The following is a 23533-nucleotide window of genomic DNA, read 5'->3' as shown; positions in this document are numbered from 1 at the left end:
CGCACCCAGCCGCTATACCGGCTCCTGAACCTGCGCCGGGCGGCATGCCGCAAATGCCGCCGCCAAACATTGTCCGTCGCCACGCGACCCAGCGCATTGTGAACCAGAGCATTGACCCCGATCTCCGCCATCAAGCAGCACGTTTCGCCGTCACGGATCAACGTCACCTTCTCCATTTTGTGCTTCTTTTTCCCGCCGGTACTGGGATCGGCGGTCAGCTTTTTGTTCAATGGCGGCGGCCTGTGGTCGGTGCTTCTGCTTGCGCTGAAAAGACGGCGTTTCAACATCGACCGGCCGATGACCGCGATGACGGTGGCCATCTATGCCTATTGCGCAGCCAGCGTGCTCGCCTCCATCGTCAACAATTCGATCGCCAGGGATGCGCCGCATCTGGCAGGGCTGATCACCTTCCTGTTTTTCCCTGTCTCATACGCGACCTGGAGCATTACCGAGAAAACCACGCTGACGCGCATCGTCGTGCTGGCGAGCGCCGCCGCCTGTTTTGGCGCCCTGCTGCTGGCGGTCGTGCAATATCACGGGCTGGGCATACGGGCCGAAGGCGGCGCCGGCAATCCGATCGTGTTCGCGACCGTCGCCTGCCTCAGCATGATGATGTGCCTGGCAGGCGCCTTATCGGGTGTCGAAAAGAACAGGGCGTTGCTGGCCTGCGCGACACTGGCCGGCGCGGTCGCCATTGTCTATTCGGGGTCGCGGATCATCTGGCTGGCGATGCTGGTGGCCGGCATAGCGGTCCTGCTGATCAACCGTCGCAAGCTCAACAACAGAAACGCCATTCGGCTTTTGCTGATTGCGGGCGCGATCGGCATCGTCATCGCGGTCATTGGTCTCCCCATCATTTCCGAGCGCGCGGCCTTCCTGTTCAGCGACTGGGATGCGCTCGCCACGAAGGGCGACCACACGACCGCGCTCGGCTTGCGCGCCGCACTTTGGCAGATTGGGCTGAGCGCCTTCCACGACATGCCGATTTTCGGTCACGGCATTGCTGCAAGCCGTGAGCTGATAAAGGATGGATTCCACAATCAGTTCCACATGCCGTCCACGGGCTTCAGCCATTTTCACAATGGCTTCCTGACTGCATTGGTGGAGGCCGGGCTGCTTGGAGCCGTAACGCTCGCGGCTGTGTTCTTCGTTGCCGCGAGAAACGCGGCCATCGTGCTGCGCACCAGCACGGACGCGATCGAGCGGTTCGGCGCCACGATGATTGTCGTCACTGCGATCATCTACCTCATCGGCGGCCTGACCGGCATCCTGGTCGGCCACGACATCCTCGATGCCACACTGATGGTGTTCCTGGTGTCCGGGACATATCTTGCATCGGGCCGGCAACAAATGCTGCCGGAACAACAGGCACCGGCCCCGGCGCCCCAGGCAAGCCGGCCGTGAAAGTGCTGGTCACAGGCGCGACGGGTTTCATCGGCAGGCAGGTCGTCAACCAGCTGCGCGAAGCCGGGTTCGGGGTGCGCATGGCATCGCGCCACCCGGAACGGCTCGATCCCGTGAGCGATGCGGTTTTGTTGCCGGACTTCGACGCACCGGCTCAGGCATACCAGGCGCTGATGCGAGATATCACCCATGTCGTCCACTGTGCGGCGCTCAACAATGACCGCAAGGCGAGCGAAGCCGACTTCATGGCAGCCAACGCGACACTGACCGCGCAGCTGGCGCGCGCGGCCGCCTCGCGGACAAGCGGGCGCTTCATCTATCTGTCGTCGATCCGGGCAGTAGCCGGTCCCGGTTTCAGCGGAACGATTAGCGAGGCGACGCTCCCTGCCCCGCAATGCGCCTACGGGCGCTCGAAACGCGAAGGCGAGATCAAGACACTGGAAGCCTATGCGTCCAGGCCCTCCGATGCCACGGCGCTGCGCCTGCCGCCGGTCTATGGCGAAGGCATGAAGGGAAACCTGCGTGGAATGATGCGGGCTGCCGCCATTGCCTTACCATTGCCCTTAGGCGCTTTCACCGCAGTTCGTTCGCTGATATCGCGCGACGCGGTGGCTGGCGCCGTGGCGCATCTTTTGACTCGTCCCACGCCACCGCGCCCGACCTATGTCCTGGGCGATGCTTCCCCCGTTGCGATGTTCGAAATCTTGACTGCATTCAGGCACGGATACGACGTTCCGACCCGGCTCGTTCCTGTGCCGGCCTGGCCATTCAGGCTGTTCGCCACACTGCTTGGCAGAAAAGCAGCGTACGACGCTTCCATGGCGACACAGATTTGCGACCCGTCACTGCTGATCTCGGAAGGCTGGATGCCGGAAACCGACACGCTCGGCCGGATTGAGGAACTTGCACGACAGGCCCGTCAGGTCCGGTAGATTGTGCCAAGCAGGATTTTGACGTCGAGTCCGATCGAGGCTCCCCTGAGATATTCTGCATCGGTTTCGGCGCAGAGTTTCGGATCCGACATGTCGATGCCTCTCATCTGCGCAAGCCCGGTAATGCCTGGAAGTGCGGCAAGCACACCCAATTGCCTGCGGCGGTCGACCAACTCGGTTTGCGTGGGCAGGCATGGACGCGGCCCGACCAGGCTCATCTCGCCCTTCAGCACGTTCCAGAGCTGCGGCAGCTCGTCGATCTTGAATTTTCGCAGCACCTTACCGGCGGCGGTGACGGAGTTTGCCGGCGCCTGATGCGAGGGCAGAGATGGCGTTCCCACAACCATCGTCCTCAACTTGTGGCAGCGAAACAGCACCCCGTGCTGGCCGACGCGAGTTTGGGAGAGGAGTGCCGGTCCGGGCGACGACAGCCTGATTGCCAGTATGGCAAGCAGGGTGACGGGCGAGGTCAGCGGCAACAGAACCGCCGCCGCGACGAGATCGAAAGCTCGCTTGGGTCCCCTCATGGCCATCTCAGCATGCTCTAGATCCGCCGCCAGATGAAGGCCACATAGAGCCCAAGCGTCCCAGCCAGCGTCTGCCGGTAGACGCCGCTTTTCCTGAGAAGGCGCAGGCGTCGCAAGATACCGCCCTTTCGCGCCCTGATGAACAGGCCGAGACAGGCGGCGGCATCCCTCGTGAGGATGTCGCGATTGACGGCCAGGCCGCTCAGATTGTGATCGGTCCAGACGGCGAACTCGCCCCTGAAGAGGCGCCCCAGCCGCGACAGCCTCGCCTTCCACGACACGTTGGCGCCGACCAGGTTTGCCTCATGCTGGCGGTAGCGCACCAGCGGTCGCGGGTCATAGCGGACAATGCCGCCGGCAGCCGTGACGATCAGATAGGTCCACCAGTCATGGCTGACGAACTCGGTCCTTGCCGATGCCTTTGCCAGCAACTTTCGCGCGGCGCGGTTGATCATCATCGTGTTGCCGCCGGCAATGCTTTGCACAAGCGCATTGCGAAATGCGGGTGGATGCTGGAACAGCGGCGAATACCCTTGCGCTGCTCCGGTTTCGGACATGGTCGCGGTTCTGGAGCAAAACAGCAGCGGCGTTCCGGCGTCGTGCCCTTGCATCCAGGCAATGGCGCTCTCCAGCCTGTCCGGCTCCCAGATGTCGTCCTGGTCGCAGAAGGCGTAGTAGTCGGCCTCGATGCGCGGATCGATGATCATCGCGCGGAAATTGGCGGCAAAGCCTTGGCGAGGACCATTCGACAGGGTCAACCGGCCCTTGGACCAGCGGCTCTGCCAGGCGCCGATAATGGCCGAAGTGCCGTCTGTCGAACCGTCGTCGGAAACCCAGAGGTCGACAACAGGATGCGATTGCGCAGCCAGCGACGCGAGCTGCTCGTCAAGGAAAGCCGCGCCATCTTTCGTGCCCAGCAGCACGGCCACGCGCTGATCTTGTCTGCTCACTGGTTCAAAATCATCTGCAAACGCCTGGGAACGGCCATCGGATCGGTTTCAATAGCCAATCCCGGTCGATCAGGACAGGCTCTTTGTTTTGACGCAATCCCGGACGGAAAACCGCTCCACACTTTTCTTGGAATTGCTCTAACCAGCTTGCCCGACTGTTTTCGCAACGGTTTCCCGGCGTGCCTCACTTGGAGGCTCTTCCGCCTGATAGAGGCCGGCCATGACGGCGAGCGCCGAGGCCTTGTCCTGATCGCGCATGGCCGCCTGCAGCAATGTCAGCGCCGCCTGGACCTTGGGCCATCCCACGACATCGGTCCTGAGGCCGAAGATCTTGGGGATATCCAGCGCGACGATCTCCTCATTGCCGCCATGCAGCACTTCGTGAAGCTTCTCGCCCGGCCTGATCCCGGTGAAACGGATCGGAATGTCGGTGTAGGGGCTTTTGCCGGCCATGCGGATCATGGTTTCAGCGACTTCGAGGATCGGCACCGGCTTGCCCATGTCGAGCATGTAGATGGCGTAGTCGTCCTTGCCCTGGCGCCGCTCGGCGTCGGCCGCCGACATGATGACGAGGTCGACGGCTTCGGCCACCGTCATGAAGTAGCGGGTCATGCGGCGATCGGTGATGGTGACCGGACCGCCGGCCTCGATCTGCGCCTGGAAGATGGTGGCGACCGAGCCATTGGAGCCGAAGACATTGCCGAACCGCACGGCGATGAACTTGGTGCCGGAGCGACGGCCGCTGGCCCCGGTGGCGTGCGTTTCGTGCAGCGAAGAGACGATCTGCTCGGCGGCGCGTTTCGTCATACCGAGCACCGAGGTCGGATCGACCGCCTTATCGCTGGAAATCAGCAGGAACTGCGGCACCCCGCATTTGGCGGCAACCTCGGCGCAGACGAGGGTGCCCAAAATGTTGGTCTGGATCGCCGATTCCCAATTTTCCTCGAGCAGCGGCACATGTTTGAGCGCGGCGGCATGGAAGATGATGTCGGGCTTGAAATCGCTGACGACGCGGGTGATCTGGCGCCGGTCTGTGACATCGACGATGCGGCTCTTGAGCCGGACATGGTCCTTTTCGTCAACCTGCTGGTCGAGCTGGAAAATACCGAACTCCGAGATATCGGCGACCAGAACCGCCTCGGCGCCAAGTTCCAGCGACCGCTTGACCAGGATGCGACCGATTGAGCCGGCGCCGCCGGTGACCAGGACGCGCTTGCCACCGATAAAGCCGCCGATCCGCTCAATATCGGAAGCAACTGTGGAGCGGCGCAGGATGGTTTCCATCTCGACAGCGTCGAGTACCAGCTTTCCGCCTTGGCCGAGCTCCGAAACGCCGGAGAATTGGACGACGGCGATACCGCTGTGACGGGCGACACGGACCAGTTCCGAATATTCCTCGATCTCGCGTTCGGTGCCATTGCCGAAAATCAGCATGTCGAGGCTTTTGGTGCCTCTTGCATATTCTTCGAGGACCTCGACCAGGCGGGGCCGCACGGCCACCACCGGAACGCCCTGTATCTGCGTGCCCAACGGCGCGCCGTTCTCGATGGCCATGATGCCGGCGATGGAATATTCGGCCGGCTCGGCCGTGCGTGTGAAGCGGATGATGACGTCTGCTTCGCCAAGCCTGCCGACGAACAGCGCTTGTTTGATCGCCGCATTGTTTGCGTTGCGGCTCAGGATTCGCCAGCTCGCCCCGTCGCGCAGGAACCGGTAATAGAGCCGAGGCGCCGATATGATGGTGAAGGAGACGAGGAAAAAGACGATGAACTGGCGCTCGTTGAGGCCGGTCACCGGCTGAAACGAACGAACCGCCAGCGAGACGACATAGAGCGTGACGGTCAGGATGGCGCAGCTCTTCAGGATGTTGAAGAAGTCCGGCGTGGAGGCGAAACGCCACACGGTGTTGTAGAGGCCGCAATAGCGAAACAGCATATGGCTGAGAAAAACAATACTTGCCCAGCAGGCCAGGCCGGCCGTGGAGAGCGCGTCGAATGAAAGTCTCGACTGAGAAAGCCCCAGACTCAGCGCCACCGCGACCAGGACCATGACCAGATCCTGGATCATTATAATGGCGCGCCGCATCTTCGGCCGAAGTCCGGACACGACCTCTACATAGGATGTCATTGGGTAGTACTGAACTCCAGGCGCAAGGACATGGACACTAACGTGGTGCAAGAGCGACGGAAACCCGTCACCGATCACCTGTTTAGAGTGCCAATCCCCAGCCCCGCCGCTTTGTATCGCATAGCGTGGAGTTGTAGTGATCGCCAGATATTTTTTTGGAAATTCCCTTGGCTGGCCTTCAATCCAGGCGATCGGGCGGGAGGCGCGCACCGAGATCCATGCGCATTTGCTCAAAGCGGGCGTCGCCGGCCAGATTGTTCCACTCGTAAGGGTCGGCGCTCAAATCATAGAGTTCTTCCGACAAGTCGGAGTAGCGCGTGTAGCGCCAGCGGCTTGACCGCACAGAATGATTGCCGCGCAACCATGTCATGATCGCACAATGGTCTTCCATTTTGCCGCCCCGCGCCAAAGGCATGAGTGAACGGCCGTCTATGTCCGCTGGTGGCTCGAACCCGCAAAGATCAAGAAGCGTAGGAAACAAGTCGACCAGACTGACCGGCTGGTCGACGCGAGCCGATGTCGCCATACCTCGTGGCGGCACCAGAATGAAGGGCACTCGCGTTGCTTCCTCCCACAGCACGAATTTCCGCCAGTGCAGCTTTTCGCCCAGGTGGAACCCGTTGTCTCCCCAAAGGACCACGATCGTATTGTCGGCGGCGGGCGAAGCATCCAGGGCGTCAAGCACACGTCCAATCTGACTGTCGCAGTAGGAAATGGCCCCGAGATAGCCTTGGACGGCGTTGCGCCATTGCCCGTGTTTCAGGACGGTTTCGTGGTCAGGCGGCGACAGAGCCCAAGCCTTTGCGATGGCGGGAACGTCGTCAAGGTCGTCATTCTTGACAAAGGGCAGGCTGACCTTGTCGAGAGGATAAAGATCAAGGAATTGTTGCGGTACGTACCAGGGCAAATGCGGCTTGTAGAAACCCGTCGCGCAAAAGAATGGCTGCTCGTGCGGTTTTTGCAGGAAGGCGCAAACCGCGTCCGCAGTCTTGAAATCGGGCATCTCCGGCTCGCGAGCGGATTCGATGGCGCCCCAATCGAAGTGATGATTCATCGACGCTACGTTCGGGAAATCATCAAAATCAAACATGCGGTTGAGCGGCCGATGCAACGGCATCGGCTCGGCGGCGGTCGTATGGAATTCGTCCCACAAGGCTGGGCGGTTCTCGATGTCGCTCCATCTTGCCGACGGCGTCCTGTTGCGCCCTGCATCGGCGTAGTCGAAACTGCCATGGAACACTTTCCCCGCACCCATGCAGAAATACCCGGCCTCGCGCAGGCGCTCGAGCAGTGTGACCCGGCGCAGCGGCGCCTCCCAGAATGGCTCGTTCTGATAGACACCCGTTGTCGTCGGCAGGCATCCGGTAAACACGGACATCCGGCTGGCATTGCAATAGGGCGCCGTGCAGTAGGCGCGCAGAAACGTCGTTCCACGCGATGCGAGTCGGTCGATTGCAGGCGTCTTGACGTCCGGATGGCGGCCCAACGGCGCAATCCAGGAATTGAGGTCGTCAGCCACGATGAAGAGGATGTTGGGTCGCTCCATCAGCCTTCTACCGCCAAGCCCGAATCAATAGTCGGCCAGTCGGAAACCGACAGCCCCGAAAGTCGGGAGAATTCGACGGTGTCATCGTAAAAAATCTCGCGCAAATAGGTTACGTCCTCAGGTCGAAGCTCGTTCTCACATCGTCTCCCAAGCTGATCTGTTCGCGGAGCAAGGGGGAGAAACGGTTGGATGGAAAGGAACCCGGCAACGGCATCCAGCGTAGGTTGGTGATCCCTCAACAAATCCAGTGAACGCAGGAGCAGAACGTTCTCCCTTGGGAACAAGGCAAATAGCCGGCGTAGTTGGCGTGCGTAAAAGCCCCGTTCGACATAGCTATACACACGCCATGCCGGATCGGTCTGATCCAACCCCTTTAGTCGCCAGCGGCCTTGCCGGATCGCCAGGTGAAAAGGCAGATACTCCGACCGGTTACCGGTCTCCATACGCCATTGCGACCACGCTCGCTCGATCGGATCGCGAAAGATGAAGACAAGCTTAATTGCGGGATTGTATCGCTTTATCCGTTCCAGCGATGGCGGCCAGAAGAGATAGATCGGGGTCACGTCAAATCCGATGCCTCTCCCAGCATCGTCGGAAAAAAAGCTTCCCAACTTGCGATAGTCCGGCTCCGTCCAGTTCTGCGTCTCGTCGTCAAAGAAATGCATCTCCTTGACGGACGGCGTCGCCAGCTGTGGGTGTTGGCTGAGATAGCCGAACAGGCTGGTCGTGCCGGACTTCTGCACCCCACCAACGATGAAACCCAACACAGGCTGGTCCAATGCATGCGCCCCCATGCCAAGGTTACGTCCTTGTTACCACTGTCTCTCGCCCCCCGACGAAAGTGCCCGGCAAGCCATCAAGGAAGCCTAGACAGCGGCGTTTGCCAAGTCCAGTTCCTGATAATCCCGCCCGGAAGCGAACTGCTTGATGAAATCAAGCTGTCTTTCGCTGGGGGCTCAAGTCCAATAAAATCTGCGATCTCGCACAACAGTGACTCCGGGTTCAACAGCGAACGCTCATAGCTGACAAGGAGCGTCGGCCACTGCAATCGCTGCAGCAATTCCCAATATCTGCTGTACCTGATCAGCGCCAGGTCATAGGCTTGCTCGATCGAGGACTGCATCTGCTTGACTTCGGACTGGGCGACCGCAGCCATGTCACGGTTGACGAACACGATGAACGGGTTCCTCACGACCTCCGCTATCGCCCCGAGGTAAAGATCGGCAGACGGATCTTTCCAACCCCATAGATCATTGGCATCATTTCTCGCCTCGATGATCTCTTCCAGCTTCTTCAAGCCATCATCTGCCGAATCATCGATCAGGCGGCCATCGATGTCCCGACCCTGGGCCGCATAAACGAGCTCCATATCCTCGTGGATGATGGAATCGGGTGACGATCCCATGGGCACGCCCAGGATTATGGCCGCACCGGCGACGAGACTTGTGCCGCCCCGGCCACATCCGACCACTATCAGGGTTCGTGGCCCCGCGGCAACGCGAGTCTGACCGCCTTGTGTGATGTAGCCATCGCCACCGTCTTACGCTCCTAGTGTCCCAATGTTCGCAGTCGCCCCGACCGCGGCGCCGGCAATCGAAAAAATTCATGACGGTTATTGTTTGCCTGTTGCTGCTTTTTCCGCGCGAACCTGCAGGCGACGCTTGAAAAAATTCAGATGTTTGGCAGTGAGCGACTGGTCCCAATCCCGCGGATACTTCATTGCCTTGGCGAATTTGTACCTCTGCTCCAGGTCCTCGCTCCTCGACTTTGCCAGCTCCAAAGCTGAAACGATTTCATTCAATTCCGAAGCAGCCGGGATGATATTTCCGCTGAGGCCCTTCAAATAATCATCAGTTTTTGTCTTGAAGGTATTTGTCACAACGACACAGCCGGATCCGGCCAGATCCATCGGGATCATGCTCGGATGCGGAGAAGCCATCAGCGTGAGACAGATATCAAAACCCGAGACCTCCTCGATGTATTTGCTGAGGTCCATCCTTGGCAACGAAACCGATCGAACCCCGGGCTGCAGCTCGACAACACCTTCTCCCAAGCCCATGCCCACGCAATCCCATTCCTCGGGGTCGAAAATGCCCCGCCTGAAGGCCGTCGTAAGAGCTAACGCTGTAAGTTCGAACATATTCCGATCCACCACCGGCCGAGAATAGAAGACGATCGTCTTCTTTTTCTTTGCAAGATTGCGTTGGATGAACATGTCCTTGGGCAGGAGATTGGACGAGCAGGCGTTGTTGAAAAACGTATGCGACATGCCGCGAGACCTTATGCCGCCGACATCATTCGAAATGAAGAACTGCATAAGGCTTTCGCTTGAAAATATCGCGTCGTAGTCCATCGCGTATGTACGATCTGCAACGGCATATAGACTATTTGCCGGATAAAATGCAGCCTCATAGTCCTGTATCAGGTATATAAACTTCTTTCTCTCTGTGCGCGCTGTAATCTTTTCTGCAAAATAGGCTGAATACCAAACGGTTGCCACGGCATAATCGTAGCGCGATATAGCAAGAGGTTTCCGCCTCTCGCCGATATACTCGACTTCGAGTTCGTCGAAGACACCCTCCATACCGGGGTATTTCAAAACCTTTTCTCTGAAGTCGGCGATATTGAAATAGAAATTATCAAATAGGACGAGGCGAACATTGATGCCCGTCTTGCGCAAGAACAGCGCCATCTGGAAGACGCCGAAGAACCCGGCCGAGATCGATTTGAAGTCGAAAGCAGGAACCAGGACATTGATCGTCTGCGGCCGGCGCTCGTCTATCTCGACGTCCGGCATGTCGTAGATTCGATTCAGCCGCAGGTTCAAGAACTCGTGATCATAGACATGGTTTGGCGGAGCGACCGCCGGGACGAGCGGCAGCTGCGACAGGTAGGACAGTTGCAGGTCGGAGAGGAAGCCAAGGCGGTGCGCCGCCGACATGCACCAATAGGCAAGCCTGCCCCTATAGCTTTGCAGGGGAACGTCGGGGTCGAAGACCTTATGGTAGGATTGTTTCAAATCCTGGTGCCCGAAGATGCGGGCGCCGGCGCCGGCGAGCGTTGCAGTCAGCTGACGACGCATTAGCCAAAGGTCTCCTCTCTCACGACGCGACCTTTCTCGAGAAACACCGCGGAACTGCACATCGACCGGATCAGGGCATCGGAATGCGATGCCAGCACGACAATGGCGGCATTGTTGAGCCAATGCTCCATTCTCTCTCTGGCCTTCTTTTGAAATGACGCGTCGCCCGTGCCCAGCCCCTCGTCAAGAAGCACGATATCGGTCGGATATGCGGTGACAACCGAAAACGACAGCCGTGTCTGCATGCCGGACGAGTAGGTGCGTACCGGCAAATTTATGAAATCGCCCAGTTCCGAGAACTCGATAATCGATTCGGTCTGGCGCTCGATTTCACGGGGGGCGATACCGGTCATGAGGCTCTGGAGCCGGATGAACTCTCGGCCCGTGAGTTCGGGAGATAAACCCATGGAGGGCGTTATCAGGACGGCCGAGTCCCCGTTGATCACAGCTGTCCCGCTGGTGGGTTTGAGAATGCCTGCCAAGACGCGCAACAGTGTCGTCTTGCCAGCACCGTTGTGCCCGCTCAGCCCCAGCCGGGTGCCGGGTTTAAGATCGAGCGATACGCCATCGAGAGCCGCGACTTCGAAACGGCCGGAGTCACCGGCCAGCAAACGCCCGCCCGTGGTGAAACGGAGCGCGGCTTGCTTGAGAGAACGATTTGCCGGAGCGGACCAGACCGGAATTCGGACGGTGACGTCGCTCAGATGAATGGATGGCGGTGACATGGGGCTTCCAATATAATTGTGTGACGGCGTCAGAATTCAAAGCCAGTACGGAATTCGGTGCTCCGTCCTTCGATAGAGAAGATAGGCGGCGATGCTCCCCGCGCCGGCAATAATGGCGGACACGAGCACGCTCATGTAGTCGGTGCCGTCGCTCATCAGTGGAGTTCGCGCTGCATCGATGATGTAGGCGACAGGATTGTAGACCAGGAACGGAGAGCTGGTAGGGAGAACCTTTGCCGTCCAGATAATCGGCGAAAGCATGAACAGAAGCTGCATAACGGCAGCGGTGATCAGCGGAACGTCTCTGTATCGCACAGAAACAATCGCTACGATGGTCGATATCCAGGCGGCATGGGCAGCCAACAGCGCGGTTCCGACGATGAACATTGGTATGTTCAAGCCGGAGTTCGGATAGGCAATAATTAGAGTTATGAATATAATTAGCACATTGTGCATCAATATTATTATGTTCTTAGAGACACAACGAAATATGCATGAGGCCGGCGGGATCTTCGTATTTAGAAGAAGATCGTGAGATCCAATTAAAGTTTCCGAACCTTCAATTATTGCTCCAGATAGAAATTGCCACAAGACTACACTCGTAGCCAAGTGATGTATGAACTCCCTGATAGGCTGCTTAAACAAGACAGCATATAGAAGCCCAACTGAAAGGGCAAATATTGCCGTGTTCAGCGTAATCCAGAAAGGCCCGAAAGTCGAATTCCGGTAACGAAGCCGTATGTCAAACTGCGCGAGCCGAAGCCAAACCATTGATACACCCGACATTATGATACTTCCTTCAGTGTAACTTGCTCAGGCTTGGTAATTTCCGCGACAGACATGAAGGCGCCGCGATATGGCGACTCGGCCGACATAAAGATAGCGACAAGCTGTTTCATCGCTTAACAGACACAATCGCTACGTCTTTCCATGCTGCCGGCTGGGCTTGCAAGATGCGGCGCACCACAAGCCCTGTCGATTGCTGCCACCCCTGTGCCTCCGATCCGAATGCGGCTGTGAATTTTTGCGTCGAAAGACGCGAATTAGCCGGGCGACGCGCTTTGGTCGGGTAGTCGCGCGCCGTAATATCCCGTACCGCAGCATACGGCCCGCCATGTGACAGGCTTGCCTCCAGAATGTGGCGTGCAAAGCCGCTCCAGTTGACGTCTCCGGCTCCGGCGAGATGGTAGATCCCATAGCCGTCGAAGCTGTCGTCGCCGCGCAACACCGCCGCCGCATGCAGGATCGAGTCGGCAATATCAAGTGCGGATGTCGGATTTCCCCATTGGTCGGCGACCACGGCGATCTCGTCGCGGTCGCCGGCCAGCCGCAGCATGGTTTTCACGAAATTCTTGCCGAACGGGCTGTAGACCCAGGCGGTGCGCAGGATCAGATGGCGCGGATTGACGGCGGCCACGGCCAGCTCGCCGGCAAGCTTGGAGGCGCCGTAGACGCCGAGCGGTGCGGTGGCGTCGGTCTCGACATAGGCGCCGTCCTTGGTGCCATCGAAGACGTAGTCGGTCGACAGATGGATTACGGGCACGCCGAGCTTCGCGGCCGCCTCGGCGACCTTGCCGGCGCCGACGGCGTTCACAGCGAAGGCAAGATCGGGCTCGTCCTCGGCCTGGTCGACGGCGGTGTAGGCGGCAGCCGACACCACGATATCCGGCCGCGCTGCCGCGAGTGCGTCGAACACCGTATCGGGCCGCGCCAGATCGAGCACTGGGCGGCCGAGGGTGACGACCTCGATGCCATCGCGCCTCTGCCCGGCCTCCAGCAGGCTGGCAGCGACCTGACCGTCGCGTCCGGTGACAACCAGCCTCACGCCGCGCCCTTCCTGCCTTCAACCTGGCCGCGCGACCGGACTTGCCCCAGCCGCTCGCCGGCGTAGCGCTGCTCGCGGATCGGTCCCCACCACCATTTGTTGTCGAGGAACCAGTCGACGGTCCTTGCAAGGCCGCTGTCGAAACTCTCCGCCGGCGCCCAACCGAGATCCCGGCCGATCTTGGAGGCATCGATTGCATAGCGGCGGTCGTGGCCGGGCCGATCGGTGACGAAGCTGATCAAATCGCGGTAGCTCCTGCCGCCGCTGCGCGGACGCCTGATGTCGAGCAGGCCGCAAATCGTCTCGACGACGCCAAGGTTGGTACGCTCGGAATTGCCGCCGACATTGTAACTTTCGCCGGGCTGGCCCTTTGTGGCGACCAGTTCCAGAGCACGGGCGTGATCCTCGACGAACAGCCAGTCGCGCACATTGGCGCCAGCGCCGTAGACCGGCAGCGGCTTTTCGTCGAGCGCGTTGAGGATGACCAGCGGGATCAGCTTTTCGGGGAAGTGATAAGGCCCGTAATTGTTCGAACAGTTGGAGAGCACGACCGGCAGGCCGTACGTCTCGTACCAGGCCCGCACCAGATGGTCGGATGCGGCCTTGGAGGCGGAATAGGGCGAGGATGGCGCGTAAGGCGTCTCCTCCACGAACATGCCGCCATCGAAGGGCAGATCGCCGAACACCTCGTCGGTCGAGACATGGTGGAAGCGGAAGCGCGCCTTCCTGTCCTCGTCAAGGCCGCGCCAATATTCGAGCGCCGAATTCAGCACCCGGTAGGTACCGACGATGTTGGTCTCGATGAAGGCGCCGGGTCCGTCGATCGAGCGGTCGACATGGCTTTCGGCGGCGAGGTTCATGACGACGTCGATCTCGTCGCGGTGGAGGATGTCGAGAACCGCCCGCTCGTCACAGATGTCGGCCTGCGCAAATTTGTAGTTGTGTGCATTCTCGATGGTGCGCAGCGAGGCCAGATTGCCGGCATAGGTGAGCTTGTCGAGATTGGTCACATGGTAGGCCGGATTGGCGCACAAATGCCGGCACACGGCCGAGCCGATGAAGCCGGCACCGCCTGTCACCAGAAAATTCATGGCGCTCTCCTCACATCGTCGCGCGTCATGCGAACACCTCGGCCTCAGCAAGCGCCGACGCCTTGAGGTCCTTGGCCGAGAGCTCGAAGGCGCCGGCCGGCGACGGCCAATCGATGCCGATATCAGGATCGTCGAAACGGATCGATCGATCATGCGCCGGCGAATAGGTGTCGGTGACCTTATACAGAACCTCGGTGTCCGGCACGAGCGTGACGAAACCGTGCGCGAAACCCTTCGGCACGAGGATCTGGTTGCCTCTCTCGGCCGATATTTCGAGCGCGACCCATTTTCCGAAGGTTTTCGAGCTGCGGCGGATGTCGACCGCCACGTCGAGAATGCGGCCTCTGATTACGCGCAGCAGCTTGTCCTGCGCGTGTGGAGGCAGTTGATAGTGAAGCCCCCGCACGACACCTGCGGCAGCCGAATAGGAATGATTGTCCTGGACGAAACGCAGATCGATGCCGGCCTCGGCAAAGGCCTCGGCATTCCAGGTTTCGATGAAATAACCGCGCGCATCGCCGTGCCGCTTCGGCACGATTTCCAGCACGCCGTCCAAACCGAGCTGCCTGACTTCCAGCACCCTATGTCTCCGTCAGCTCGGTGACACGCCGGCGCAGATAGGCGGCGTATTCGTTCTTGCCCAGGCGCGTGGCGCGCTCAAGCACCTTGTCGGCGGTCAGCCAGCCCTGCTCGAAAGCGATTTCTTCAGGACAGGCGACCTTGATCCCCTGGCGGTGCTCGATCGTGCGCACGAAGGAAGAGGCTTCATGCAGGCTGTCATGCGTGCCGGTGTCGAGCCAGGCATAGCCGCGGCCGAGCTGATGCACATGCAATTTCCCGCGCTCGAGATAGACGTTGTTGACCGCCGTGATCTCGAGTTCGCCGCGCGCCGAGGGCTTGATCGTCGACGCGATGTCGACGACCTCATTGTCGTAGAAATAGAGGCCGGTGACCGCCCAGTTGGACTTCGGCTCCCGCGGCTTCTCCTCGATCGTCAAAGCCGTGCCGCTGAGCTTGTCGAACGACACCACGCCGTAGCGCTGCGGGTCCTCGACATGGTAGGCGAACACCGACGCGCCGCTTTGGCGCTGCGCAGCAGTGCGGCAGAGCTGCGACAGGCCCTCGCCGAAATAGATGTTGTCGCCGAGAATCATTGACACATTATCCTTGCCGATGAAGTCGCGGCCGATGATGAAGGCCTCGGCAAGCCCGTTGGGCTGCGCCTGCTCGGCATAGGAGAATTCGACCCCGAATTCCGAACCGTCGCCCAGCAACTCCCGAAACACCGGCAAGTCGCGAGGTGTCGAAATGATCAAAATCTGGCGGATACCGGCGAGCATCAAGACGCTCAGCGGATAAAAAATCATCGGCTTGTCGTATATCGGCAGAATCTGCTTAGAGATCGCTAATGTAAGGGGATACAGACGCGTCCCGCTGCCTCCTGCAAGGATTATTCCCTTCAACAAGCTCTCCTTGAATTACCGGCCCCCGCCTCGAAATCAAGTTGCCCGTGCTTAGGTTTCGCGCAATGGCTTGTCAATTCAATCTCGGCCGTGGATCGGCGCCAGAATTACTCTGCATCTGCCGCCTCGCGGCAATTTGACCGACCAGGCACAAGCTGACGGTGCAAATGGGCGTGGCGATTTGGCAACCGGCTTGCACCATCGGCTGGCGGACGCGTGACAACAAAAAGCCGGCGGGCCTTGGACCCGCCGGCTCATTCATTTGTCCGGTTTCAGGGCTGCTTGGGCAGCAGCGACCATACCGCCGGCACCAGGCTGGCGGCGAGCGCAACCTTGATCAGGTCGCCGAGGACGAACGGCAAAACGCCGAACTGCCACGCCTTTTCCGCGCCGATGAGGGTGGCCAGCCAGGCAAAGCCCATGGCCATCATGACGATTTCGGCGACCAGCATGGCGTTGAACAACTTGATCGGGTGGCGGTCCCAGCCGCGGTCGGCGGCCCAGCCGACAATGGCCGCCATGACGACGAAGCCGGCGAGATAACCGCCGGTGCCGCCGATCATGTAGGCGATGCCGATGCCCTTTTCAGGCGTGCTTTGGAAGACCGGGAAGCCCATGGCGCCTTCGGCCATGTAGAGAAGCAGGGTAGCGACGCCAAGCCGCAGGCCAAATGCAGTGGCGATCAGCAGGACGGCCAGCGTCTGCAGCGAGATGTCGACCGGCCCGAGCACGACTTTCGTCTTGGCCGACAGGGTCAAAAGCAGCGTTCCGGCGATCGCCAGCAAAAGCTGGGTTGCCAGGCGCTGCGCGCCCTCCTGGGGCAAAGCGAGAGAAACAAGCGGGCGCATCGTCGTTGCAAGTGCCATGGTCTTCCCCAATCCGGATTGCCGCAGATCGCGGCCTTGCGTTTTTCTATATTGGCTTCCGTGTTATGCGGCAATCAGTTTTGCCGTCTTCCTGAACAGAGATTCAACGACACCGCCATGGCGCTCAAATTCGACACCAGCTTCGATCCGGCATATGGCGAGGGCGTCACCGTTGCGCCGGACGTCTTGCGCGTCACCGCCAAAAACCCCAGCCCGTTCACCTTTCACGGCACCAACAGCTACATCGTCGGGCGCGATACGCTGGCGGTGATCGATCCCGGCCCCGATGACGAGGCGCATTTCCAGACGCTGCTCAAGGTGATCGCAAACCGGCCGGTCAGCCATATCTTCGTCAGCCACACGCATCGCGACCATTCTCCGCTGGCCGCCCGGCTGAAAGCGCACACCGGCGCTATTGTACTGGCCGAAGGCCCGCACCGCCCGGCAAGGCCGCTGCGGATCGGCGAGATCAACCCGCTCGACGCCAGCGCCGACACGGTTTTCGTCCCGGAGATCGCGTTGCCCGACAATGCGCTGGTCGAGGGCGATGACTGGACGATCCGGACGGTGCTGACGCCGGGCCACACCGCCAATCACGCGGCATTTGCGCTCGAAGGCACCGGCATCCTGTTTTCAGCCGACCATGTGATGGCGTGGGCGACATCGATCGTGGCGCCGCCGGACGGAGCGATGGCCGACTACATGGCCTCGCTCGACAGGCTGATCGCGCGCGGCGATCGCCTGCTGCTGCCCGGCCATGGCGGCCCGGTGACCGCGCCGCGCAGCTTCATGCGCGGCCTCAAGACCCATCGCAAGATGCGCGAACGGGCGATCCTCGAACGGATCCGCGACAGCGACCGGACGATCCCGGACATGGTCAAGGCTATCTACCGGGACACCGACCCGCGCCTGCATGGCGCCGCCGGCCTGTCGGTGCTTGCCCATCTCGAGGACCTGGTGGCGCGCGGCCTGGTTGCTACCCAGGGTGACCCGGCCATCGACGGCGTTTTTGTGCCGGTGGGGTAGAACTACTCAGCCGGCGCGGCACCCACCTGCCCTGCAACCTCCTGGTCGAGTTCGGCGAGGAACCCGACGATGCGCGCCGCATTGTCGCCGAGGTCGTAGCGGCCGTAGCGGGAGGCTGAGCGCATGTCGACGACGATGGTGTCGCCATCATTGCTGACCCGGATGGCGACGTCGGCGGGCAGGCCTACGACGAAGCTCCGGGCAACGGCCGATATCGTCACCTCGTCTTGACCGTCCGTCACCGGATATGGCGCAGTAAGTTGCCAATCGCGGCGGTCGAGCACGGTTTCAACGGCGTCGACGACGGTTTCGAACGGCAGATTGTAGCTGTGCCCGGTGACCAGCGGATAGGCGTCGGCCTGCAGGCGCACTTCGCCAGGCGTTGGCGGCGCGAGCACGTTCATGTCCTTGGTGCGGTCGCTGGTCTCGAGCACCGGCGGATTGTCGAGGTCCGTCGAAATGTCCCTCAGGGGCGGCGTGGTCGCCGCCAAATAGGTGGCAAAGCCGTAGGGCGTCAGCACCAGCAGCGCCAGCAGGGCGCCGACCGAGAGGTCGCGGCCGCCACGGTCACCGAAATGCCACAGCCGGGACAAAGCGAGGCCGGCAAACAGCAAAGCGAACGCGGCAAGCAAGGCGACGATCGCCAGCACCCACAGGAAGGCCGGCGTTTCGACCAGTTCGAAATGATGGCCGGCCAGCACGGTGAGCAGCAGGACCAGGGCAAAAGCGCCCGTGCGCCGCGACCAGCCGGCCGCCTTCGATGTCTGCCGCTCGTCAATTTCCATTGTCTTCAGCACCGCCCCAACCCGCACAGACGCTTAGAGCAAAGGATGCTCAAATTGAACATCCCCTGCCCTAACGTTTTTGCGGCCGGTAGCTTGAAGGTCAAGGAAACGCACGGTCCCGGTCAATCCGTCGGCAGGCGGTAGTCGCTGAACTGCTTGCGCAAGGTGATCTTCTGGATCTTGCCGGTGGCGGTGTGCGGGATTTCACTGACGAAAGCGACGTCGTCGGGTATCCACCATTTCGGCACCTTGCCGTCCATGAACGCCAGTATATCGGCCTTGCTCGGCTCCTTGCCGGGCTTGGCGACCACGACCAGCAAGGGCCGCTCGCCCCATTTCGAATGATGGACGCCGATCGCCGCGGCCTCGGCGACATCGGGATGGCCGACGGCGAGGTTCTCCAGGTCGATGGTCGATATCCACTCGCCGCCCGACTTGATGACGTCCTTGGCGCGATCGGTGATCTGCATGTAGCCGCCGGAATCGATATGGGCGACATCGCCAGTGTCGAACCAGCCGTCCTTGTCGAACTGCTCGGCTCCGACGCCGCCATAATAGGCGCTGGCGACGGCTGGACCGCGCACCTTCAGCCGGCCGAAGGTCTTGCCGTCCCAAGGCAGTTCCTTGTCGTCGTCATCCGTCACCTTCATCTCGACCCCGAAGGGCGGGTAGCCCTGCTTGCCCTGGATATCGAGCCGGTCCTCGCCCTCGAGCGCTTGATACTGCGGCTTCATGGTGCACAGCGTGCCGAGCGGTGACATTTCGGTCATGCCCCAGGCATGGATGACTTCGACACCGTAATTGTCCTGGAATTTCCTGATGATGGCGCGCGGGCAGGACGAGCCGCCGATGACGACTTTGCTGAGATAGGGAAGCTTCTTGCCGGTGTCTTCCAGATGCTGCAGCAGCATCATCCAGACGGTCGGCACGGCGGCGCTGAAGGTCACCTTCTCGGTGTCGAGCAGCTCGTAGATCGAGGCGCCGTCCATCTTGCAACCGGGCATGACCAGCTTGGCGCCGATCATCGGCGCGCTCTGGCCAAGGCCCCAGGCATTGGCATGAAACATCGGCACGACGGGGAGGATCGTGTCCCGCGCGGAGAGGCCCATGGCGTCGGGCATGGCAGCAATCATGGCATGCAGCACATTCGAGCGGTGGCTGTAGAGCACACCTTTGGGATCGCCCGTCGTGCCGGAGGTGTAGCACATGCCGGCTGCGGTGTTTTCGCCGAAAACCTTCCAGGCGAAGTCGCCATCGGCCTCGTTCAACCAGTCCTCATAGGCAACCACATTCGACAGCGTCGTTTCAGGCAGATGCGCCTTGTCGGTCAGGACGATCACCTTTTTCAGCGATTTGACCGCGCCGGCGATCTTTTCCAGCAGCGGCATGAAGGTCAGGTCGACGAAGATCCCTCTATCCTGCGCATTGTTCATGATCCAGACGATCTGCTCGGGGAACAAACGCGGGTTGAGCGTATGGTAGATGGCGCCGATGCCCATGATGCCGTACCAGGCCTCTATGTGGCGCGCCGTGTTCCAGGCCAGGGTCGCGATGCGGTCGCCGAGCACAAAGCCATCGCGCTCCAACCGTTGAGCGACCTTGAGCGCGCGGCGATGAACTTCAGCATAGGTGGTGCGAACGACAGGACCTTCGATCGAGCGCGAGACGATCTCGCGCGTCCCGTGCTGCCGCTCGGCATTGTCGATCAGCTTGTGGCAGAGCAGCGGCCATTCCTGCATCAGTCCGAGCATCTGGTTCCTCCCATTGCTTCCTCGTTTTTCCCGTCTTTTGTTCCATTGTGGGACGAACGGACGGATTGTCCAGCCATGACGTCTCCAACCGTTAACGGCTGAAGCAAGCAGTGATCGAAAGGCGGGGAAAACCGCCACAATCCGGCCATCGTCGACGTTAAGGTTCGTTAACGGGGTAGGGGTGCGGATTGGCGACTGAAAGAGGTTCGCATGGACACGCAGCTCGACGGCAAGCAGATCGACGGCAAGCAGATCGATTACAGGCAGATCGACGACAGGCAGCTGGATGACAGCGAGGCCCAAGACGTGCAGTTGGACGATATTCAACTCGACGACAAAGAGCTTGAAGACACGCTTGCCGCAAGTCTGGCCGATCTCGTGCCGGAGGCCAAAAAGGTCTCCGAAGACGAATTTGTCGAGGTGGTCGGCGGCGCCCTTGAAGCGGTCGGCGGCACGCTGCTGTTCAAAATGTGCGTCCAGAACGAAGGCGAAGGCCAGCATGTCGCCGCCGCATCGATCGGCGATGGCGGCAATCGCCAGTTCCTGCTGCTCACCTTGCCGACAGGCGGCGGCCCACTGAAGGTCGAGACGACGTCAAGAAGCACCAACCCGGTAGCCGGTATTGCCGCGGCCTATGCCGGCCTCATGGACGTGTTCAAGACCGCAGCCTGAGCATTCCACGCGGGATCGTTTTTAGTGATCGGAAGGCCAGCTCTGGGCTACTGGCGAAGGCTTGCGCAACGGGTTCTCCAGACACATTTTAGAGACATGGGAAGCATCCCGCACGCTCTCAATCGGACTGTGCTCCCAATCGAACAAGGAGAACCCCGCATGGACCAGATCGCCAACCCCGCCCCCGGCTTTCAGAGCAATCCCGGCAAGGTCATCACCGTCGAACCCTATCGCGGTACCGTGGTCGTGCGTGCCGGCGATACGGTGATCGCCTCATCGACGCGGGCGAAGCTTCTGTCCGAACCGCCCTACCGCCAGGCATTCTACATCCCCTTCGAAGACATCGACTTCACCCAGCTCGGCAAAACCACCCTGTCGACCCACTGCCCCTACAAGGGCGACGCCAGCTACTGGAGGGTGCTGCCGGCCGGCGAGACCGGCAAGGACGCGATGTGGGGCTATGAGCAGCCCTTCGACGAAATGGCTGAGATTCGCGACCACGGCGCCTTCTATCCCAACAGGGTCACTATCGAAGCAGCACCGGCCTGAGCAAGCGACTCAAGCCGCCGTTGCTCGCTTCGTCATCCCAGGGTCTTGGCGACGGAGCTTCGCTCCTGTTTCATCCTGGGATGACGAAGTTTAGAGGCCTCGGCTAATCTCAAATGTCGGCGACGTCAGTCCAAAGGCGATGAAACTGCCTGCCGCCGCCTAAGCCTAATCAGTCGTCCCGTCGTTGCCGACACCGTCGGCGTCATCCAGCCGCACGAACATCAGCCCCTTGGCCTTCAGCGCGAGCAGACCTTGCACGACGCCCTCGCCGGCGGCGTGGGTCGGCTGGTTGATGTGGGCGATGATGACATCGCCATCCTTGGCGGCGGCGATGCGCCGGGCGGTTTCTTTTGCGCCGAGCAACGAGCCGCCATCGCCGTTGATCGAAAAGCCGGCGACCTTGAAGCCAAGCTTGCGGATCATGGCGATAGCCGACGGGCTGTATTCGGCGGTCGCGCCGCGAAACCATTTCGGCGCCGGCTCGCCGGTGCCAGCGAGAGCGGCAGCGCCCGATTCGACTTCGGCCTGCACCGCTTCCGGGCTGCCGGCGCTGCGGATGCCATAGATCTTGCGCGGCGTGTCGACGGCCGGGATGTGATGGCCGCCATGGTTTTCCAGTTCGAACAGGTCCGGATGCGCGCGCATGATCTCGACGGCGGCGGCGTTGCGCTTCAGCCAGATACCGGTGACGAAGATCGTCGCCGGAATCCGGTTCTCCACCAGCGCCGACAGGATCCTCGTATCGGTCTGGCCGCCGCAGGCGTCGAGCGTAAGCGCGACGCGGCCGACACTGCTACCGTCCTCAGCCTTCAGATGCAGCGCCGGCTCGACAAGCGGCGCGGCCTGGGCCGAGGACACGGCCACGATAGATAGCGCCAAGGCGCAAAACAGCTTTTGCAAGGGATGCCTGTCTTGTCTGAGAATCGGCGCTGTCATAGCCGCATCCCAGGACCCGCAACAAGGCGGAAATCGGGATAGTGGCCGTGAGAAAGCTGATATCCCGACAATGTGACCGCCGCGCACCGTCAGACGGCGTGTTCCAGTTCCACATGCGTGCGTGACAGGACTTCGCGCACGGCCGCGACGACCGGTTCGACCTCGAGGCGCCAGACGCAGCAGGCCTTGCTGGGATCGAGCGGATTGCACAGGCTGCCCGCCACGCAATTGCACGGCATGGATGGCTGCAAGGCGAGGCTGGGCACGCCGACCGGTCCCCAGACGGCCGGGCTGGTCAGGCCGAAAAGGCCGACAACCGGCGTTCCGGCCGCTGCTGCCATGTGCATGGGGCCGCTCTCATTGCCGACAAACAGCCGCGCCTGCTGCAACACCGCCAGCAGCGTTTCCAGCGACAGCGCGCCGACGAGGTTGATGATCGACGCGGCACTGGCGAGGATCTGCTCGGCCGGCTTGCGCTCGTCAGGGCCGCCGACGAGTACGAAATCCAGTCCGGTTTCGCGCGAAATCGTGTCGATCACGGCGGCAAAGCGTTCATGCTGCCAGCGCCGGCCGTGAAAACTGGCGCCGGCATGCACCGCGACAAAGCCGTTTGGCCGCAAATGGTGTTTGTCCAGCAATGCCTGGGCCCTCGCCGTCTCCATCGGCAATGGCCGAATCGACGGCACCCGCACGCGCAGGCCGACGCCGAGCGGCTCGAGCGGCGAAAGGTAGCGGTAGAGATAGTGACGTTCGCCAAAACCGAACGGCTCAGCAAAGACATTGGCGGGCTGGCGCTCATGCCAGCGCAGCGGCCTTTCAGGAGGATTGTAGCCGATGCGGGTGCTGGCGTTGAGGAACCTGACGATGAGCCGCGATGTCTTTGAATCGGTGAGGTCGATGGTCAGGTCGAAACGGAATTGGCGCAGCTTGCTGATCATAGAATAGAGCTCGCGCCCACGCTCCAGCGGGGTGCCGCGCATGGCGGCGCGGCGGAAGCTGACGACCTCGGCGGCGATGCCGTGCGCGGTGACGAAACTGGCGAGGCGCGCCTCGCAGAGAAAGACGATCCTGACACCGGGATATTCGAGCTGCAGGTTCTTGGCGAGCGTGGAGGACAGAACAATATCGCCGATGAACTTGGTCTGGATAATCAAGATCGAGCGGAAGGGTCTGGGCGAAATCTGTAACATCTTTTTTCTCGGCACCGGGCGGGTTGGGGGGCCGTGAAATTGGGAAGAAACGATGTCGGGATTGCGTGTTGGGGCGCGCACATCAG

The 23533-nt window shown here is 60.9% G+C and carries 23 protein-coding genes; 5 read left to right on the top strand and 18 right to left on the bottom strand.

Annotated features, from left to right (window positions below):
• Positions 1-111: 111 nt before the first annotated feature.
• Positions 112-1404, top strand: coding sequence for an O-antigen ligase family protein (locus tag NLY44_RS00210; protein ID WP_031202480.1), 1293 nt, complete (start codon positions 112-114; stop codon positions 1402-1404).
• A complete protein-coding gene (locus NLY44_RS00205; RefSeq protein WP_023670715.1) occupies positions 1401-2336 on the top strand; it encodes an NAD-dependent epimerase/dehydratase family protein in 936 nt (311 codons plus the stop codon). Before NLY44_RS00210 ends, NLY44_RS00205 begins: the two co-directional genes overlap by 4 nt.
• Here NLY44_RS00205 and NLY44_RS00200 read toward each other — a convergent pair.
• From NLY44_RS00200 to NLY44_RS00135, 14 genes are all read right to left on the bottom strand, one after another.
• A complete protein-coding gene (locus NLY44_RS00200; RefSeq protein ID WP_023684586.1) occupies positions 2324-2863 on the bottom strand; it encodes a sugar transferase in 540 nt (179 codons plus the stop codon). The two genes, NLY44_RS00205 and NLY44_RS00200, sit on opposite strands and share 13 nt — an antisense overlap.
• Positions 2864-2880: 17 nt before the next feature.
• Positions 2881-3813 carry a glycosyltransferase family 2 protein gene (locus NLY44_RS00195; RefSeq protein ID WP_023732070.1) on the bottom strand — a complete coding sequence of 311 codons (933 nt, stop codon included), beginning with the start codon at positions 3811-3813 and terminating at the stop codon, positions 2881-2883.
• Positions 3814-3951: 138 nt separating this feature from the next.
• Positions 3952-5940, bottom strand: coding sequence for a nucleoside-diphosphate sugar epimerase/dehydratase (locus tag NLY44_RS00190; protein WP_031356084.1), 1989 nt, complete (start codon positions 5938-5940; stop codon positions 3952-3954).
• Positions 5941-6118: 178 nt separating this feature from the next.
• Positions 6119-7486 (bottom strand): sulfatase, encoded by a 1368-nt coding sequence (locus NLY44_RS00185; RefSeq protein ID WP_023805749.1) that lies wholly within the window; start codon positions 7484-7486, stop codon positions 6119-6121.
• The gene (locus NLY44_RS00180) at positions 7486-8265 is read right to left on the bottom strand and encodes a sulfotransferase family protein (RefSeq protein ID WP_156941022.1); all 780 of its coding nucleotides are present in this window, start codon (positions 8263-8265) and stop codon (positions 7486-7488) included. The genes NLY44_RS00185 and NLY44_RS00180 overlap by 1 nt, the downstream gene beginning before the upstream one ends.
• Before the next feature lie 77 nt (positions 8266-8342).
• The gene (locus NLY44_RS00175; protein WP_286456394.1) at positions 8343-8891 is read right to left on the bottom strand and encodes a sulfotransferase; all 549 of its coding nucleotides are present in this window, start codon (positions 8889-8891) and stop codon (positions 8343-8345) included.
• Positions 8892-9098: 207 nt separating this feature from the next.
• On the bottom strand, positions 9099-10568 hold the full coding sequence (locus NLY44_RS00170; protein WP_023805752.1) for a rhamnosyltransferase WsaF family glycosyltransferase: 1470 nt from the start codon (positions 10566-10568) through the stop codon (positions 9099-9101).
• Complete coding sequence (locus NLY44_RS00165; RefSeq protein ID WP_023687183.1) at positions 10568-11293, bottom strand: ABC transporter ATP-binding protein; 726 nt, start codon at positions 11291-11293, stop codon at positions 10568-10570. The genes NLY44_RS00170 and NLY44_RS00165 overlap by 1 nt, the downstream gene beginning before the upstream one ends.
• 36 nt (positions 11294-11329) lie before the next feature.
• The gene (locus tag NLY44_RS00160) at positions 11330-12064 is read right to left on the bottom strand and encodes an ABC transporter permease (RefSeq protein ID WP_245263838.1); all 735 of its coding nucleotides are present in this window, start codon (positions 12062-12064) and stop codon (positions 11330-11332) included.
• A gap of 124 nt (positions 12065-12188) precedes the next feature.
• A complete protein-coding gene (gene rfbD / locus NLY44_RS00155) occupies positions 12189-13118 on the bottom strand; it encodes a dTDP-4-dehydrorhamnose reductase (protein ID WP_023735563.1) in 930 nt (309 codons plus the stop codon).
• Complete coding sequence (gene rfbB / locus NLY44_RS00150; RefSeq protein WP_023725246.1) at positions 13115-14209, bottom strand: dTDP-glucose 4,6-dehydratase; 1095 nt, start codon at positions 14207-14209, stop codon at positions 13115-13117. The genes rfbD and rfbB overlap by 4 nt, the downstream gene beginning before the upstream one ends.
• A 25-nt stretch (positions 14210-14234) precedes the next feature.
• A complete protein-coding gene (rfbC, locus tag NLY44_RS00145) occupies positions 14235-14789 on the bottom strand; it encodes a dTDP-4-dehydrorhamnose 3,5-epimerase (protein WP_023670703.1) in 555 nt (184 codons plus the stop codon).
• Between the two features lies 1 nt (position 14790).
• Complete coding sequence (rfbA, locus tag NLY44_RS00140) at positions 14791-15672, bottom strand: glucose-1-phosphate thymidylyltransferase RfbA (RefSeq protein WP_023698135.1); 882 nt, start codon at positions 15670-15672, stop codon at positions 14791-14793.
• 272 nt (positions 15673-15944) lie between these two features.
• The gene (locus tag NLY44_RS00135; RefSeq protein WP_023703207.1) at positions 15945-16538 is read right to left on the bottom strand and encodes a biotin transporter BioY; all 594 of its coding nucleotides are present in this window, start codon (positions 16536-16538) and stop codon (positions 15945-15947) included.
• A gap of 117 nt (positions 16539-16655) precedes the next feature.
• On the opposite strand from NLY44_RS00135, the gene NLY44_RS00130 reads away from it, so the two are divergent.
• Positions 16656-17564 (top strand): MBL fold metallo-hydrolase, encoded by a 909-nt coding sequence (locus tag NLY44_RS00130; RefSeq protein WP_023692735.1) that lies wholly within the window; start codon positions 16656-16658, stop codon positions 17562-17564.
• 2 nt (positions 17565-17566) lie between these two features.
• On the opposite strand, the gene NLY44_RS00125 is transcribed toward NLY44_RS00130, so the two are convergent.
• On the bottom strand, positions 17567-18349 hold the full coding sequence (locus NLY44_RS00125) for a DUF1499 domain-containing protein (protein ID WP_023703206.1): 783 nt from the start codon (positions 18347-18349) through the stop codon (positions 17567-17569).
• Positions 18350-18471: 122 nt separating this feature from the next.
• Positions 18472-20100, bottom strand: coding sequence for a fatty-acid--CoA ligase (locus tag NLY44_RS00120; protein ID WP_023703205.1), 1629 nt, complete (start codon positions 20098-20100; stop codon positions 18472-18474).
• Between the two features lie 312 nt (positions 20101-20412).
• Here NLY44_RS00120 and NLY44_RS00115 point away from each other — a divergent pair, with 312 nt between their 5' ends.
• Positions 20413-20772 carry a hypothetical protein gene (locus NLY44_RS00115; RefSeq protein WP_023670697.1) on the top strand — a complete coding sequence of 120 codons (360 nt, stop codon included), beginning with the start codon at positions 20413-20415 and terminating at the stop codon, positions 20770-20772.
• Positions 20773-20931: 159 nt separating this feature from the next.
• Positions 20932-21321, top strand: coding sequence for a DUF427 domain-containing protein (locus NLY44_RS00110; RefSeq protein WP_023805753.1), 390 nt, complete (start codon positions 20932-20934; stop codon positions 21319-21321).
• Positions 21322-21486: 165 nt separating this feature from the next.
• Here the strand turns inward: NLY44_RS00110 and NLY44_RS00105 are convergent, their stop codons facing one another.
• Together NLY44_RS00105 and NLY44_RS00100 are read right to left on the bottom strand one after the other, a co-directional pair.
• Positions 21487-22257, bottom strand: a complete 771-nt coding sequence (locus NLY44_RS00105) for a polysaccharide deacetylase family protein (protein ID WP_050485822.1) — start codon at positions 22255-22257, stop codon at positions 21487-21489.
• Positions 22258-22346: 89 nt separating this feature from the next.
• Positions 22347-23447, bottom strand: coding sequence for a glycosyltransferase family 9 protein (locus NLY44_RS00100; protein WP_023805754.1), 1101 nt, complete (start codon positions 23445-23447; stop codon positions 22347-22349).
• Between the last annotated feature and the right edge of the window lie 86 nt (positions 23448-23533).

This window comes from Mesorhizobium sp. C089B, from assembly GCF_030323125.1.
GTDB lineage: Bacteria > Pseudomonadota > Alphaproteobacteria > Rhizobiales > Rhizobiaceae > Mesorhizobium.
Note: the sequence above shows the minus strand (reverse complement) of the source record. Positions and strands in the feature narration are given on the sequence as shown.